Source organism: Dawidia soli (genome assembly GCF_018598185.1).
GTDB classification, from domain to species: domain Bacteria; phylum Bacteroidota; class Bacteroidia; order Cytophagales; family Cyclobacteriaceae; genus Ohtaekwangia; species Ohtaekwangia soli.
Genome location: NZ_JAHESC010000021.1, coordinates 110,750 through 128,008 on the forward strand (window position 1 = coordinate 110,750; position 17,259 = coordinate 128,008).

At 57.6% G+C, this 17,259-nt stretch carries 9 protein-coding genes; 8 read left to right on the forward strand and 1 reads right to left on the reverse strand.

The window, feature by feature from the left end; genetic code table 11:
- Positions 1 to 7 precede the first annotated feature (7 nt).
- From KK078_RS15530 to KK078_RS15540, 3 genes are read left to right on the forward strand one after another with little or no spacing between them, the layout of a single operon-like run.
- Positions 8 to 1,498, forward strand: a complete 1,491-nt coding sequence (locus tag KK078_RS15530) for a RagB/SusD family nutrient uptake outer membrane protein (RefSeq protein ID WP_254091207.1) — start codon at positions 8 to 10, stop codon at positions 1,496 to 1,498.
- Positions 1,499 to 1,525: 27 nt separating this feature from the next.
- A complete protein-coding gene (locus KK078_RS15535; RefSeq protein WP_254091208.1) occupies positions 1,526 to 2,896 on the forward strand; it encodes a zinc-binding metallopeptidase in 1,371 nt (456 codons plus the stop codon).
- Positions 2,897 to 2,912: 16 nt separating this feature from the next.
- Complete coding sequence (locus tag KK078_RS15540; RefSeq protein ID WP_254091209.1) at positions 2,913 to 4,256, forward strand: DUF4302 domain-containing protein; 1,344 nt, start codon at positions 2,913 to 2,915, stop codon at positions 4,254 to 4,256.
- Between the two features lie 147 nt (positions 4,257 to 4,403).
- Here the strand turns inward: KK078_RS15540 and KK078_RS15545 are convergent, their stop codons facing one another.
- Positions 4,404 to 8,525, reverse strand: a complete 4,122-nt coding sequence (locus KK078_RS15545; protein WP_254091210.1) for a hybrid sensor histidine kinase/response regulator transcription factor — start codon at positions 8,523 to 8,525, stop codon at positions 4,404 to 4,406.
- A gap of 244 nt (positions 8,526 to 8,769) precedes the next feature.
- Here KK078_RS15545 and KK078_RS15550 point away from each other — a divergent pair, with 244 nt between their 5' ends.
- From KK078_RS15550 to KK078_RS15570, 5 genes are all read left to right on the forward strand, one after another.
- A complete protein-coding gene (locus KK078_RS15550; RefSeq protein ID WP_254091211.1) occupies positions 8,770 to 9,843 on the forward strand; it encodes a glycoside hydrolase family 130 protein in 1,074 nt (357 codons plus the stop codon).
- Positions 9,824 to 11,146, forward strand: coding sequence for an MFS transporter (locus KK078_RS15555; RefSeq protein ID WP_254091212.1), 1,323 nt, complete (start codon positions 9,824 to 9,826; stop codon positions 11,144 to 11,146). Before KK078_RS15550 ends, KK078_RS15555 begins: the two co-directional genes overlap by 20 nt.
- Positions 11,143 to 12,879, forward strand: coding sequence for a hypothetical protein (locus tag KK078_RS15560; protein WP_254091213.1), 1,737 nt, complete (start codon positions 11,143 to 11,145; stop codon positions 12,877 to 12,879). The genes KK078_RS15555 and KK078_RS15560 overlap by 4 nt, the downstream gene beginning before the upstream one ends.
- Before the next feature lie 21 nt (positions 12,880 to 12,900).
- Entirely contained in the window at positions 12,901 to 15,972 is a 3,072-nt protein-coding gene (locus KK078_RS15565) for a SusC/RagA family TonB-linked outer membrane protein (RefSeq protein ID WP_254091214.1), read from the forward strand.
- An 11-nt stretch (positions 15,973 to 15,983) separates the two neighbouring features.
- On the forward strand, positions 15,984 to 17,259 hold a 1,276-nt coding region (locus KK078_RS15570), incomplete at its 3' end, for a RagB/SusD family nutrient uptake outer membrane protein (protein WP_254091215.1).

The window sequence follows — 17,259 nt, forward strand, 5'->3', positions numbered from 1 at the left end:
CTTTGCCATGAACATCATGAACTATACTATTATTCTCCGGCCGGCTGCATGGCTCGTCGTGTTGGGCCTGCTCAGCGGCTGCGGCGATTTCCTGTCCGAGTCGCCCGATAACCGCGCCACGCTCGATTCCCAGGAGAAACTGGCGGAGCTGCTTGTCACCGCCTATCCCGAAACGAACTACGCCATGTTCTGCGAGGCGATGTCCGACAACGTCGAAGACAACCCTGCGGCGCCGCAAGACCCGCGTAACGCGGACCCGTACTTTTGGCGCGACGGCACCTCTACCGCGCAAGATACACCTGAAGATTATTGGAACGGCTGCTACAAGGCCATTGCGGCCGCCAACCACGCGCTGGAGTACATCAACAACAGCGGTACGCCCGAGCTATTCGCGCCACAGAAAGGAGAAGCTCTCGTCGCCCGTGCGTACGCGCACTTCATGCTGGTAACGCTGTTTGCCAAAACCTATAATCCTAACACGGCCGGGGCCGATCCCGGCATACCGTACGTTACCGACCCTGAAGAGCAATCGTTTAAAAACTACGAGCGCAAAACGGTCGAGTATGTATACAGCATGATCGAGCAAGACCTTACCGAAGGCCTGCCGCTTATCGACGACAAGGCCTACATGAAAGGCGAGAGTTCCACGGGAGTGGTGAAATATCACTTCACACAGATGGCGGCGCACACCTTTGCCTCGCGCTTCTACCTGTTCAAGCGGGACTATGCCAAGGTGCTTGAGCACTGCAACGCCGCCATTCCTTCCGGCGAGATCCGTGGGTACCTGCGTCCCTGGAATACGACCTATAAAAGCTATTCCGCTACCGAACTGTTGATCCACTACACCAAGGCTACCGAAACCGCCAATATCCTGTTGTGCGAGACGCTGTCCGACTGGACACGTACATTCTCGGCCCAGCGCTATGCCACCGGAGCCTTGCGGTACCAGGAGATCTTCAACGAGAACCCCGCCGGCGGCGAGTTTGCGTACTCGGTGTTCTATCGTTCCTTCAATGTATACTTCGTCAACAAGTTCCGCGAGCACTTCGTGCAGGTGGGCCTCAACGCCAACACCGGCTATGTGTATACCATCATGCCGTTGTTCACCGCCGAGGAAGTATTGTTCAACCGCGCCGAGGCCTATGCCATGCAAAAGAACCTGGGCACGGCCGTGCAAGAGCTCGATATCTGGGCCAGCACGCGCATCGTAGACTACAGCGCCCGCAACCAGATGGCACCGGAGTGGATCGCCGACTATTACTACGGCTATGCCACCAGCAACCAGGATGCTGTCGTCAAAGCCATCCTGGCATTCCGCCGGGTAGAGTTCCTGCACGAAGGCATGCGGTGGTTCGATATCCTACGCCACAACCTGCCGGTGAAGCACAATACCTACCAGGGCGAGGTGCTGGAGCTTAAACCCAACGACCCGCGCCGCGTGCTGCAGCTGCCGCGCGAAGCCGTCACCACGGGTGGCCTGCCGCCCAACGCCCGGTAAACATTATTCACGACAGACAATACGCTTATGCGCTATACAAAAATCATTTTCACCGCCATCGTCGCCCTGCTCACGGCAGTGTCCTGCAACGATCCCTACAACGATCAGCTGCGCGAGCCTGAGCTGGTCGACGGCGACCCTGCCGATAAGACTGCGCTCGACCACTGGCTGTTCGATAACTTTACAGGCCCATACAATATTGAAGTAAAATATAAATGGGATGCATCCGAGTCCGATATCTATAAAACCCTCGTACCCCCGCGCGAGAGCAAAGTGCAGGAAGTGATGGAGGTAGTGGACAAGGTATGGATCGATCCCTTTGTGGACATCGCCGGCGCCAACTTCATCAAGAAGCTCTGCCCTAAGCAATTTGTGCTGGTGGGCAGCGCCCGGTATAACTTCGATGGGTCGATCACGCTGGGTACGGCGGAAGGAGGTCGCAAAGTGGTACTCTACGTCATCAACGACTTCGTAAAGACCGATGCCTTTGAAGTGAAACAGATGATGCACACCATCGAGCACGAGTTTACGCACATTCTCAACCAGAACGTCTCGTTCCAGCCGGAGTTTAAGGAAGTTACCCCTGGCGCCTATACCGCCGCGTGGACGACGATCCCGCTGGCCGACGCCCGCGCCGCGGGCTTTATCACGAGTTATGCCATGGCATCGCCCGACGAAGACTTTGCCGAGATGACCTCCATGATGCTCATCGAAGGTCGTGCCGCTTACGAAGACATCCTGAGCTGCGAAACAACGGCGGCGTCATATGAGGCGCTGCGCCGCAAAGAGAAGCTGGTGGTGGAATATTTTCAGAAGGCCTTTAAGATCGACTTCTACGCGCTGCAGGCAAAAGTACAGGAAGCCATCACCGCCATGGCGCCCGACAACGGCAACGGTGGGGGCGAGCAACCGCCGCCGTTGTTGGACGTGTGGGGTTATGGTAAGCAGTACCAGACCTTTTCCATCGACCTTATGACGATGATCGAGTCGTCGGAAGTCACCAGCCGCTATGCCGCCGATAACAATACGCTGCACGCGTACGACATGGCGCTGGACTACAACTACCGCCTCACGTTCTTCGAAGCAAACAAAGTCATGCTGACCTTGTATTATTATAACACCAACACCGAAGTGCGGGAATACAAAGCCGCCAACTTTATCTACGAGCTTGTAGAAGATCCGGTAGACGACGCCGTGGGGGAATACGGCCTGTCGGGCCCGATCATGGACGCCGCTGCCAGGGAGCTGGTCGAGAAGTATGGTGTCGTCTGGGTGCCGGGTTATTTCGTCGGTCCATTCTTCTTCGACTGGGCCGAGACCTGCGCCGGTTATCGCTATGCCGCCCTGTACCCCGTCTACGCACCGAACGCATATTGCCTCGGTGTATTAAAACCCTAACCCCGTAGCCGAACGTATGAACTTCACTATATTTAAAAAATATACCTTGTCGCTGCTGGTAACGGCCGCGGCACTCTTCTCCTGCGAGAAGGACTACGACCGCGTTTTTAGCGAGACCGCCGAAGCGCGTCTGCAAAAAGCACTCGACGAATACAACGCCCAGCTCCAGAGCGCGCCGCACGGCTGGAAGGCGTCGCTGATCACCGGCTCGGGCATCGAGTATTTCTATTACCTCGACTTTGCTGCCGACGGCCGTGTCAGCATGCTGTCGGACTTCAACCCCGGCACCGCGGGTACCGTACAAAGCGCCACGTGGGAGCTGAAGGCTTTGCAGACCGCTACGCTGAGCTTTCCCACATACTCGTATATTCACCTGCCGGCCGATCCCAAAGGTGGCGTAAACGGAGGCCCCGACGGCGTGGGGCAACAGTCGGATTTTGAATTTGCCTTTGCCCGGACCACCGCCGACAGCATTCTGCTGGAGGGGCTGCAACGCGGTGCGCGGATGACGCTGGTACAGGCTACCGCCGAAGAGCAGGAGCTCGTGCTCAAGGGGCGGATCAAAGACATCCTCGCGTATGGCCTCAGCGGTGACGGCCTGCAGCTGACCCTCGGTGACGATCGCACCATTACCTTCGCCCTGAACCCCGACGCGAAGAGGCTTACCGCCCAATACATCTCCGACGATGGCACCCGGGTAGAAGTAACGCCTCGGGCATACTCGGTGTCGATGCAAGGTATCTTGCTGAACACCCCCATTCGCGCCTATGGCCAGACCATCCAGGAGCTGTTGTGGGATGACACCGGCAAGCGCTATTATGTAAAAACGGGCAGTACCTCCACGCCGGTCATCCAAAACCCCGATCTATACTTCTTCCATCCGAGCATCCCCATCCAGGACATGCTGGGCGCGGACTATTTTGCCGTGCTGGTGCCCCCGGGTTCTGCCCAGAAGCCGCTTCGCGGACAGTCGCCACGCTTTACGGAGCTCTACCAGGCGCTCGCCGCCGAGCTGCAGACGTGGGAAGTACCGATCGAGCTGTACGACATGTTCGTGGGCTTTGACGTCAGCACAAACACCATGTACCTGGTGGTACGGGTGATCCAGAACAACAATGTATTCTGGTGTCAGTACAACTACAAATATACTTTGTCGGCCGACGGCATCTACGGTTTCGGCACGAACACCGCGGCCGAGGACAATGCCAAGGCCATTGCCCCGCTCATGGCCGACCTGTTCACCTACATCGACAACAGCAGTTTCAAAGTGGAATTTGTCGGTGGCACCGAGGCTCTCACCGGCGGCTTCTTCAGTCAGGGAAACCCCGAGTTCTACTTCTCCGGCTACCTGACAAACTAAGAGCCTCATATCATGTTAGGTTGAGGATTAAGTTGCATCTGCCCACGTGCATTGACCCGCATGGGGGGCGGTTTTAAAACAGAGCGGGTGCGAACACACTCGCTCTGTTTTTTCTTCGTTCTCACTCTCACTCTTCTCCTCAAAACATCAAGCCGACGTCGTCCTGCCAAAATCCTTGGGATGACAATGAAACATCTCATTGAACGACTTATAGAAATACGACCGGCTGTTAAAACCGGTCTCATAGATCACTTCCGACACGCTCATACTTCCATCCTTCAAGAGATCCGCTGCTTTCCGCAATCTATATTGTTTGATAAGCCCGTGTGGCGTCTGGTTCGTCAGCGCCTTGACTTTCTTATACAGGGAGGCCTTACTCATTCCGATCTCGTCTGAAATAACATCCGCCGTGAACTCCGGGTCGTTCAGGTGTCGTTGGATACACGCCGTGATCTTCCCGAAGAATTCATCATCTTTTTCGCCGACGCCGGTTGACAGTTGCCCCAGCTCGACATCAGCCAGGTTGGCAAAGCGTTTCCGGGCCTGCTCGCGTGTCTTGATCAGCTTTTCAATGCGGATAAAAAGATGTTCCGGGTGGAATGGCTTAGGTATATACGAGTCGGCGCCTACCTGCAGGCCCTCGATGCGGTCTTCGATCTCACCTTTGGCCGTCAGCAGGATGACCGGAATGTGCGATGTCTGAATATTGTCTTTGATATTCCGGCACAGCATAAGCCCGTCCATTTCGGGCATCAGTACATCGCTGATCACCAGGTCTACCTTCTCGTCGTCGAGCACGTGCAGCGCTTCGCGCCCGTTTGCGGCCGTCAGTACGTGATACTTATCCGCCAGGATATTCTGGAGCAGGATCACGATCTGCGGGTTGTCGTCCACCACCAGGATGGAATAGGGGCGGGGCTCACGCTCGGGTTCGTACAGCGGCCGCGGAGTTTCCATGGGCCGGAAGCCGAATTCCTGTGATACCGTCTCCGCCAGGTTGCTTACCGGTAAAAAGATGTTGTTGTCGTCCGGCACCTGGTAAGCCTCGCGTGATACCGGCAGTGTCACGGTGAACACGGAGCCCTTGCTGGGCTGTGAGCTCAGCAGGAGCTGGCCCTGGTGTACCTGCACCAGGCTCCGCGTAAGCGACAGGCCTATGCCGGTGCTCGAAGAGAATCCCGGGTCGGCACTGAGCGACCCGGGGTGCTGGTAAAATGCTTCGAAGATCTTCGCCTGGGCGTCCGGCGCAATGCCGATGCCCGAATCTTCCACGACAAACCGCGCCTGGCCGCCGGTTTCCTCCAGCCGCACCGTTACGGATCCGCCTTTAACGTTATATTTAATGGCGTTCGAGACGAGGTTGATCAGGATCTTCTCCAGCTTGCGCGCATCGATCCACCCCTGCAGTGTTTCGGCGGCGGGTATAAATTCCAGCGTTACGTCGTGCTCCAGGGCGTGCTGCTCGAACGACGTCACAATCTCCTGCGTAAACGCCACCAGCTCTACCGGGGCGATGTTGGCTTTTTCCTTGCCGCTCTCGATCTTCCGGAACTGGATCAGTTCGTCGATCAGCTTTTGCAGGCGCAGGGAGTTACTATAGATCGTGTTCAGTTGGTTCTTTTCCTGTACGGACGATGCTTTTTTGATGAGCGTGATCACGGGCCCGAGGATGAGCGTGAGCGGCGTGCGGAACTCATGCGCAATGTTGGTGAAAAAGCGTAGCTTATAGTCGTTCAGCTCTTTCTCCTGCTGCAGGCGGAAGGTATGAATGGCTGCCGCCCGTTTCGCCCGGGCACGCCTGCGGATGTACAATATAATACCGGCCTGCAGGCCTGCCAGCAGGAATATATAAACGGTATACGCCCACCCTGTCCTCCAGAAGGGCGGGGCAATGACGATGGCGATGCTTTTGGGCGTCGGACTCCATACGCCGTTCTCGTTGGTATAGTTGATGACGAGCGTATAATCGCCGGGTGGAATATTCGTCAGGTTGATGACCGACTGCTGGTGGATGAGGTTCCAGTCCTTGTCGAAGTTCTCCAGCCGGTATTTATACTGGGTGCGTTGTTTATTCCAGTAGTCCAGCGTGGTGAAGTGGAAGCTCAGGAAATTCTGGTCGTATGCCAGGTTGACGACGTCGGTGCGGTCGATATGTTTGCGCAGCACGGCGCTGCTGTCGCCTGCAGTAACCGGTACGTTGCGGATCAGGAACTCGGCCAGCGTCAGGCGCGGAAAATAGCGGATCGTATCGAGGCGCGCCGGGTGGATGATGTCCAGTCCGTTGATGCCGCCGAAGTAAAGCGCGTCGGTGCCGGCCGCATGGAACGACGCGCCGTCGGTATACTCATGGTTCTGCAGGCCATCGTTGGCATCAAACCCCTTAAAGCTGCCTCGCACGGGGTCGAACAATACCAGGCCGTTGTTTGTCGAGACCCAGATGGCCCCGCTATAGTCTTCCTGGATACCGTGGATCGTATTGTTGGGCAGGCCGTCGTGCTGTGTATAATGCAGGTTGTGATACGGGCGGCGGTGTAGCGAGATACGGTTCAGGCCGCCGCTCGTGCCGATCCACAGCTCTTCCTTGCTGCCCAGGAAAAGACTCAGCACGTCGTCGTTGCTCAGACGGTTGGGAGTGCCTGCGCCTGTGTGGATATGTTCCTCGATCTTGTCCGCCAGCGAATTGTATCGGTATATTCCTGCCCCGCGTGTACCGAACCACAGAATGTTAGGGGTCTCTTCCACGATCGTATAAACGACGTTGCTGTTGATGGTAGCCTGCTCCTGGGAGGCATTGCCATAGGTGATCTGGCGGTGCGACGCCAGTCGGTAGGTGCCCCGTGGCGTGGCCTCGATCACCAGGTGCACCACGCCGTGGCCGCTGGTACCGAGCCAAAGCCCGCCGTACGCGTCAATGCAGATAGCATACACGTTGCCGAACGTCAGGGCCGGTGCATTCTCGAAATCGCGCGGAAAGTGCCGGATGCGGCCGGTATTCTTCTCCAGCATATCGATGCCTTCGCCGTCGGTGCCGATCCAAAGGTTGTCTGAATGATCCTTGCGCAACGACAATACCGTGTTATTGCTCAGGCCGTGTGCCGTATTTAATACCGTCATTTCCCGTTGTGCAGGCCGGAGAATGTTAAGTCCCCCGCTACGCGTGCCCACATAAAGCGTTCCATCGGTGTCCTGAAGCACCGAGCGAACAATACTGTTCGAAAGATTACCACCGCTCGCCGGGCCCGCTACGATCGAGCGGAAGGGGTTGTTGCGTGTCAGGAACTTAAACAGCCCGTCGCCGTCGGTGCCCACCCACAAAATGTCCTGCCGCGTTTCTGTGATGGTCAGGATCTTGCGCTGCGCCTGTGCAAACTGCGGAAAGTACGCGGCCATGTTTTCGGCCGTGAACTCACCGGGGGCCGAGGCCGTCACGCGGTAAATGTCACCGGCTTCCGTACCGACCCACACGGCGGTATGATCTTTATTCTCCGAGATCGAGGAGACGGGGAAGGCCGAAAGCTGCAGCACCTGCGGTTCGCTGGCCAGGTCCGACAAGTTGATCAGCGAGAGGCCCTTGCGTGTAGACACCGCGAGGTACGCGGTATGGCCAATGCGAAAGAACCGGTGCAGGCGAATGGCTCCGGGCGCCGCCAGTTTTTTGCGAAAGACCGGTTTGTTATTCAGCGTACAAAAGAGCGTCCCATCCGTGCCCAGCAGATAGAGCAATCCCTGGTGGCTGCCCATGCCCGCTACATTTTTCAACCAGTCGGCGTCGATGTCGCGAAACGTTACCGGCACGAATGCGTGTTGCGCAGCCTCGTAGCGGCTGATGCCCTGACCGATGAACGTTGTCCACACCGCTGAATCCGGCCCCAGGCACGCCCGTAAACTATATTCCTGGAAAGGCGAGCCGTTCAGGCTCGTTTGGAACGGTTCGAACGTATCAGTATCCCCATCATATTTATTGATGCCCTTATGGGTCACCACCCACAGGTTTCCCTGCTTATCCTCCAGGAAATCCCGGACGATGTTGTTGCTGATCGTGCCCCGGTTGAAGGGATCGGGCTTATAGACCTTTACGGTTGTACCGTCGTAGCGGTTCAGACCATCCCAGGTGCCGAACCAGACGTAGTCGTGGAGGTCCATATAAATGGACGTGATGGCACTGTTGGAAAGTCCATCGCGCTTGTCGATATGCTGGTAGGGCCAGGGGTTGGAATGGCCGGTTGCCGCGGCCAGCAGCAGCCCTGCAAAAGCCAGGTGCTTGATCATAATGCGGGATCCCTCGGTAGATCAATCGTTTGCAAACAAACCTAAGCATTCCCGCCATCACAAACCGGACAAAGTTGTCCACCCGGTACTTTTTTGTCCTCTCCGTTCTCGGATTACGCGATTTTTCCACTCCAGCGTACGGAATAAAAAAGATAGTGGACGCCCCGCAGACGATTTCTGAAAAGATTTGCAAACGTTTCCTGCTCCCCTGATCAGGAGATCGCCAAACCTAAACGTGCAGAAGATGGACCTTGCGAAGAGATTTTCCGTGAATCCGCTGCTCCGGCCGGCGGACCTCAAACCCAGCCGGGCGGGTATGAAGATAGAATGCCTGCTCAACCCGGGTGTCTTCACCTACGAAGGCAAACTGTGGTTGCTGTTGCGGGTGGCCGAAATGCCCGAGCAGGAACCCGGTAAGGTAAGCTTCCCGGTATACGATGCCGACGGCAGCATTGCGATCCGCACGTTCGACAAGGCCGATCCCGGGCTGGATTCCTCCGATCCCCGCGTGATCCGCTACAACGGCCAGGATTATCTCACAACCCTCTCGCACCTGCGCCTGGTGTGCAGCGACGACGGTTTGCGATTCTATGAGCCCGAGGGGTATGCGCCCATTTTTGGCGAAGGCCCCCTGGAGGCATACGGCATCGAAGATTGCCGTGTCACACGCATCGGGCATACCTATCATCTTACCTACACCGCGGTGTCGTCACTCGGCGTGGGGGTCGGCCTTATGCAAACACAAGATTGGAAACACATCGATCGGCGCGGATTGATCTTCCCGCCGCACAATAAAGACTGCGCCATTTTCGAAGAGAAGATCGGCGACCTGTACTATGCCTTGCACCGGCCCAGCAGTCCGCAGCTGGGGGGCAACTATATCTGGCTGGCGGAGTCGCCCGACCTGATCCACTGGGGCAATCATCGCTGTATCGCCACCACCCGTCCGCACCACTGGGACAGCGCACGGGTAGGGGCCGGGGCGGCCCCGATCAAAACCGAAGACGGCTGGCTGGAAATATACCATGGTGCCAACCACGAGCACCGCTATTGTCTCGGCGCCTTGCTGCTCGACCTCGAAGATCCGTCACGGGTACTGGCCCGCAGCGAGCAACCGCTTGTCGAGCCGCTGGCGGCCTACGAACGCACCGGCTTCTTCGGCAACGTCGTGTTCACCAATGGCCACCACGTGGAGGGCGACACGGTCTATCTATACTACGGCGCCAGTGACGAAGTGATCTGCGGCGCCACGCTTTCGATCCATGAAATCCTCGACACCCTGAAACAAACCACTCACCATGGAAAAGATATCCTCTGAGACAGCGCTACACGCCCCGGAGGCCCCGGCGCAACGCAGCGTCAGCCTGGTGGGGCTCATCATGCATCCCGGTAACGAGTACCGCTTTTTCCTCGGCATGCCGCGCGATATGCGCGTATTGCTGGTCACTAATATGATCTACGCCTTTGTGCTGCCGGTCATCGAGATCTTTGTCGGCGCGTATATCATGCGCAGCTCCAATGATCCCACCATCGTGGCATTGTATCAACTGACGGTATACGCCGGCATTCCGCTTACGTTCCTCGTGAACGGCTTCTTGCTGAACCGGGTCCGGATCTCCTATCTCTACAGCTTCGGTATGTTGCTCAGCGGGTTGTCCATGCTTGTCATGATGACGTTGGAAAACCTGTCGGCCGCAGGTGTCGGCATCGCGGGCATCCTGATGGGCTGTTCCTTCGGATTCTTCTGGGCCAACCGCGATTATCTCGCGCTGGCGACCACCCACGACGGCAACCGCAATTATTACTATGGGTTGGAGACGTTCTTTTATACGCTCACATTCATCCTGGTGCCGTTCGTGGTCGGCGCATTTATCGCGCAGTCCGAAAGCGCTGCGTGGTTCAACGGCAACATCACCCGGGCGTACCAGGCGGTCACCATCGTCGTCTTTATCCTCACCATTCTCTCGAGCGTGGTTATCCAGCAGGAGAAATTCCGCAACCCCGCACAGCCGCGCTTTTTATACTTCCGGTTTCACGTGTTGTGGAAGAAGATGCTGGGTCTTGCCGGTCTGAAAGGCCTGGCGCAGGGCTACCTGGTCACGGCGCCGGCCATCCTGGTCATGCGGCTGGTCGGTAACGAAGGCTCTCTCGGCGTGGTACAGGCCGTCAGTGGTGTGGTCACGGCCTTTATGCTCTATATACTGGGCCGGTTTACAGGCCCGCGGCATCGTGTCTTTATTCTGACCATCGCGCTGGCGATCTTCCTGGCCGGTACCCTGGCCAATGGGTTGTTGTTCTCCGCGCTCGGCGTCATCGTCTTTGTGCTGTGCAAAGTCTTGTTCCAGCCGCTGCACGACATCGCGTACTTTCCCATCCAGATGCGTGTCATCGACGTCGTGTCCCGGATCGAAGGGCGCAATGAGTTCACCTACATCTTCAACCACGAGTTCGGGCTTTTCGTGGGGCGGCTCATCGGCCTGGGGCTCTTCATTGTACTTGCCTCGTACGTCTCCGAAGCGTTTGCCCTGAAATATTCGCTCATCGTCATCGCCGTCATGCAGCTGGCCTCCGTGCCCGTGGCGCGTCATATCATCCGGGAATGTAATCGCTTAGACAAATGATCCGTTATACTACACTTTTGATTGTTACCGTGCTCCTGGCCGCGTGCGGCCCGAAGCCTACCCCTGTGCCGCAAGAGCGTGTTGCGCGCATCAACGCCATGCCCGACCGGCCCGAGCCCTATAAAATGCTCGACTGGTATGAGAAGGCACACAATTTCGACCAGTATGTCTTCAACCGCACGTTGCAAGGGCCGTATCTGCCCTTTCTCTGGATCGACAGTGCCCGGCACAACCTGAAACAGACCGCCTTCGGCCTGTATACCGTCATCGGCGACGTGCGCCAGGGGCCCCGTGGCAACGCCGAGTTTCACGAAGCGCTCAACGCCATGGGGGCCATCCTCGGGGCCGGCCTCGTGGGCATCGATAAGACCCGGCAGGACGGCAACAACTACGTGCGCATGTTACAGGCCTATTTCAACAGCGACAACGACTGGAATATTATGATGAACAATACCACTCCCGCCGTAGCCCTGCTGGGCGGCGGTTATGGCCGCGACTGGTGGTACGATGTTTTTCCCAACGTGCTGTACTACGCGGTGTGCGACCTGTTTCCCAACGTGCCGCGGGCCGACAGCCTGCAACGCATCATTGCCGAGCAGTTCTATAAAGCCGACTCGGTACTGCACGGTAACTACGATTATTCCTACTTCGACTATGCGCGCATGACCGGCATGCGCAACCATATACCGTATCAGCAGGATGCCGCCGCCGGGCACGCGTATGTATTATACTGTGCCTATCAGAAGTTTGGCGACGCGCGTTACCTGGCCGGCGCAAAATCGGCGATGGACGCGTTGGTCAAGCTTCCCGAGAGCCGCTTCTACGAGATCTTTATGCCCTTTGGTGCCTATGTAGCGGCGCGCCTCAACGCCGAGCATGGGACGCAGTACGACGTGGGCAAGCTGCTGGACTGGACCTTTGACGGTTGTGTGGCCGACAACGGCCGCAAGGGCTGGGGAGTTGTTGCCGAGCGCTGGGGTAATTACGATGTGCACGGCCTGCAAGGCAACATCATCGACGGCGGTGGCTATGCTTTTCTCATGAACTCCTTTGCCATGGCCTGGCCGTTGGTGCCACTGGCCAAGTATGACAGCCGCTATGCGACGGCCATCGGCAAATGGATGCTCAATACGGCCAATGCCGCGCGCCTGTGTTATCCCTACGAGATCGACGACGCGCACCAGTGGCTGCCCGGCCAGAAAGATATATCGAAGAATGTGATCGCCTACGAAGGCATCCGCAAAGCCGACGACTATGGTAGTGAACGTCTCAAAGGCGTGCAGCCTGTGGCGCTCGGCGACGGTCCGAAGTGGGTAGAAGGACAGCCGGAGGTATCGATGCTCAGCCTGTACAGCTCTGCCCAGGTCGGTATCTATGGCGCGATCATCCGCAAGACAAATGTCGACCGCATCCTGCAGCTCGACTGCAATGCCACCGACTTCTACCAGCGCGACGGCTATCCCACCTACCTGTATTACAATCCGTACGATTCGGCCAAGGACGTCGTGTTCTATTATGACAAACATGAAGCGGTAGACCTTTATGATGCACTTACGCAGGAAGTGCTCGCGGCGAATGTCCGGGCGGACCAGCGCTTTGCGATCCCGCCGAAGGCCGCCCGGCTCCTCGTGGTATTGCCTGCCGGCAGCGACGTGCGGCAGGAGGGAAGTATATACACTGTAGACAAACAGCCGGTGGCCTACACCGCGCATCCTCATCAACAACAACCGTAACCCATGCTTATACATTACCTTATGCGGAAGAAATATCTGTTCCTATTCCTGGCAACGTTTGCCGGCGTGGTCTGTGGTTATGCCCAGACCACCCTTCGCGGCACGGTGCGCAGCACGCAGGGCGAGTCGCTGCCCGGTGTGAGCGTGTATATACGCAACACCAGCACCGGTACGTTCACCGATGCGTCGGGCACTTTTGCGTTGACGTTGCCCGCGGGGCTGCAAGATTCCACGCTGGTGTTTTCGCTGGTGGGGTATACCACCCATACGGTAGCGATCGCTAACCGTACGCAATTCGATGTGGTATTGCCGGACGATACCCGGACGCTTTCGGAAGTGGTCGTGACGGGGTATATGGTGGAAGAGCGGCAGAAGATCACCGGCGCGGTGAACACCGTTACGGGCGACCTGCTGGGCAAGCTGCCCGTGCCGGGCGTCGACCAGGCGTTGCAGGGGCGCGCCCCCGGCGTGGTGGTATCGCAGAACACGGGCGCACCCGGTGAGGGCGTGTCGGTACGCATTCGCGGCACGGGCTCGATCAACAGCAGCAACTCGCCGCTCTACATTGTGGACGGCGTGCCGACCCTGGACATCAGCGCGCTGTCGTCGCAGGACATCGAAAACATTTCGGTGCTGAAAGATGCGGGCGCGGCTTCGGTCTATGGCTCACGCGCCACCAACGGCGTGGTGATCATTACCACCAAGGCGGGCACATCGCAGCAGGCACAGATCCAGGTCAGCAGCCAGGTCGGGTTCCAGGAGCCAAGCCGTCTCATCGACATGACCAGCACGCGCGACTATGTCACCCTCTATAACGAAGCGGCCACCAACGACAACGCTACTAAAACAAACCCGCTCTTTTTCCGGAAGCTCATTCCCCAGGAAATGGTGTCGACATTGCCGGATGTAGACCAGGTTGACGCCATTTTGCGTAAGGGCGTACTTCAGTCGCATAGTATCTCTGCGTCGGGTAAAGATGGCAAGACCCGCTACTTTATCTCGGGCAACTACTTCGGGCAGGAAGGCATTATCAAGGGCAGTGATTACGATCGGATCTCCGGCCGCGTCAATCTCAGCACCGAGGTGAAGCCCTGGCTGCGCACCGGCATCAACCTGAACCTCTCCAAAGAAAAGACCGACATCATCGGCAGCTCGGGTGACGGCGCCGGCGGCAACGGCGGCAGCGTGGTGCGCTATGCTTTCTTCCGCACGCCGGCCATTCCGGTCTACGACGCGACCGGCAGCTTTGTCGACAAGCCCGACGACTTCCAGTTCTTCGGCGACGGCTACAACCCCGGGGGTATGCTGGCTTATAATAACAACGAGCGCCTGACCAATCGCCTCTTCGGTAAGTTCTTTGTCGAGATAGACCTGCTGAAGGACCTGAAGTTCACCTCCAATGTCGGCCTCGACTATAGTAAACAGAATCAGCGGCGCTTCGACCGCACCTGGGGCACCGGCGATCGCATCAACGGCATCAACCAGTTGTCGGTCTCGGACCAGCGCAGTGAAACGATGACGTATAGCAACTTTCTGACCTATACGCGCACGCTGGGTGTGCACAACCTCAGCATCCTGCTGGGCGCCGAATCGATCAAGCGCGACAACTACTATCTCAATGCCAGCGAGAAAGACTTTCCCGATCAAAATCCCAACCTGGTATACCTCGGCAACGGCCTGGGCCAACGCGCGAACAGCGAAGGCCAGACCGGCAGCGCGCTGCAATCCTTCTTTGGCAAAGTGAACTACGACTACGCCGACAAGTACCTCGCCAGCGTGACACTCCGCCGCGACGGCTCCTCGCGCTTTGGCCCCGACCACCGATGGGGTAACTTCTATGCGGGCTCACTCGGCTGGCGGCTGGACAAAGAGGCCTTCCTTCAAAACAACGATCTGATCGACCGCCTGCTTCTGCGCGTGAGCTATGGCAAGGTCGGTAACCAGGAGATCAGCGATTACCCCTTTACCGATATGATCACGCCGGGCTATAACTATCCCTTTGGCAACGTATTTCAAAACGGTTACGCCACGTCTGTGCTTGGCAACAGCGGTGTAAAATGGGAATCGAGCGAGCAGTTGAACGGAGGGGTAGACGTAGAGACCTGGGAAGGCAAGCTGGCCGTATCGCTGGATTACTTCCGCAAAATCACGTCCGACCTGCTGGTGTCACAGCCGATCGCCTCCTCGGCCGGCACCGCCGCGCCACCGGTGGTCAACAACGGTAAGATCCTGAACCGCGGCTTCGAGCTGGCGGTGAGCTATCGCAACGCCGTCGGCAACCTGCAGTACAGTATCGCGGCGAATGCCGCGACTTTATACAATGAGATCCTGGCCATGAACCCCGCGGTCCGCCGTGGACAGATCGGGTCGGATTATTTGATCTACAACGAGGTAGGCCACCCGGTAGGATCGTTCTATCTCTACGAAGTGGAGGGCATCTTCCAGGACAAGACGCAGATCTTTACCCATGCTTACCAAGGTGCCACGATCCAGCCGGGCGATGTCATGTATAAAGATCAGGACGAGAGCAATACCATCACTGCCGAGGATCGTCGCCACGCCGGCAGCGCCATTCCCAAAGTAACGGCCGGCCTGAACATCGCGCTGAACTACAAACAGTGGGACTTCTCGCTCTTTTTCCAGGGTGCGTATGGCCAGAAGATCTATTCGGTCCTGAACCGCGACATCGAAGGGTTCTATCGCGCCTTCAACGTCACCCAGCGCTACTTCGATAACCGCTGGACCGGCCCCGGCTCGACGAACGAATATCCGCGTGCCTCGTGGGACGCCTCCGGTAACAACGCCAACGTGTTTTCCGACCGGTTCCTGGAAGATGGCTCCTACACCCGCCTGAAGAACCTGCAGCTGGGCTACACGCTGCCGGCGGCGGTGGCGGGCAAGATCGGGCTGTCGTCGGTGCGCATCTATGCCTCGGGCACCAACCTGCTGACGGTCACCTCATACCAGGGGCTCGACCCCGAGATGACGACCAGCGACAACGCCAAAGGCCAGGGCGACAGCTCCGCCGGTATGGATTGGGGTACTTATCCTTCCGCACGTTCCTACAACCTCGGTGTCAACCTTTCATTCTAAGCGCAAACCTTATGAAACGAGTCTATAGCATTCTCCTGACCGCGGCCGTACTCCTGCCAACAGCGTGCTCTGATTTCCTGGACGAGCAGCTGCAGGGAACATACTCCAATGCTACCTTCTATAAAACGGAGGCTCATGCATTACTGGCGGTAAACGCCATCTACAATGTCGCCTCGTTCGTTTCGACCGACAACGACCTTTGGGTATTCGGCGACATTGCCTCCGACGATGCCGCCAAGGGTGGCCAGGCCGGCGACCAGACCGACATCCAATACATCGACGATTTTACGTACCTGCGCAACAACAGCTACCTCGAAAAGTTCTGGAAACATTATTACGAAGGCATCTCCCGTGCCAACTACCTGTTGTACTATGGCAGCAACATCGACATGGATGTGACCCTGCGGAACCGCGTACTGGGCGAAGCAAAATTCCTGCGCGCTTACTTCTACTTCAACCTGGTCAATGTATTCGGCGAGATACCGCTCAAGCTCATGCCGCCCATCAACAGCGACGAGATCAACAAACCGTTGTCTTCCGTCGACGCGGTATATACGCAGATCATAAAAGACCTGGAAGAGGCCGCCCCGGTGCTGGATAATACCTATACCGGTATGGATGTGGGCCGGGTAACGACCGGCGCGGCGTATGGTCTGCTGGCCAAGGTACACTTGTATCGCGGTGAATGGCAGGGCACGCTGGATGTCATCGACCAGGTCGATGCGCTGGGTTTGTACAGCCTGCAACCGGTCTATCAGAACAACTTCCTGGACTCTACGCAGAACAACAGCGAGTCGCTGTTCGAGCTGCAACACCTCAGCCTGCAAACTCCCAAGCTGGGCAGCCACCTCAACCAATGGTTCGCCGAAGTGCCCGGCAACGGTTACGGGTTCAATGTTCCGCTGCAGGACTTTGTGAATGAGTTCGAGCGCACCGAGGCCGACGTTGCGGACCCACGCCTGGACTACACGGTGGGCCGCGAAGGGCAGCCGTGGGTGCTGGGCACGACCTTCGATCCCGGGTGGTCGGCCACAGGCTACTTGGTGCGCAAACACCGGCAGTCCATCGCGCAGAACCTGGTGGGTGATGCCGGCCTGAACTATGTATACCTGCGCTATGCCGACATCCTGTTGATGAAAGCCGAGGCGCTCAACGAGCTGTCGCGTCCCGCAGAGGCCCTGGTCCCGCTGAATGCTGTGCGCAAGCGGGCACGCGAAAGCTACCTCTACGATACGACGCTGCCGGGCTACGGTGCGATCCCTGAGGCGTTGTTGCCCGATGTAAGCG

Coding starts and splice junctions, on each gene's coding strand:
- KK078_RS15555 (WP_254091212.1), top strand. CDS start 9,824: ATGGAAAAGATATCCTCTGAGACAGCGCTACACGCCCCGGAGGCCCCG.
- KK078_RS15550 (WP_254091211.1), top strand. CDS start 8,770: ATGGACCTTGCGAAGAGATTTTCCGTGAATCCGCTGCTCCGGCCGGCG.
- KK078_RS15545 (WP_254091210.1), bottom strand. CDS start 8,525: ATGATCAAGCACCTGGCTTTTGCAGGGCTGCTGCTGGCCGCGGCAACC.
- KK078_RS15535 (WP_254091208.1), top strand. CDS start 1,526: ATGCGCTATACAAAAATCATTTTCACCGCCATCGTCGCCCTGCTCACG.
- KK078_RS15565 (WP_254091214.1), top strand. CDS start 12,901: ATGCGGAAGAAATATCTGTTCCTATTCCTGGCAACGTTTGCCGGCGTG.
- KK078_RS15540 (WP_254091209.1), top strand. CDS start 2,913: ATGAACTTCACTATATTTAAAAAATATACCTTGTCGCTGCTGGTAACG.
- KK078_RS15560 (WP_254091213.1), top strand. CDS start 11,143: ATGATCCGTTATACTACACTTTTGATTGTTACCGTGCTCCTGGCCGCG.
- KK078_RS15530 (WP_254091207.1), top strand. CDS start 8: ATGAACATCATGAACTATACTATTATTCTCCGGCCGGCTGCATGGCTC.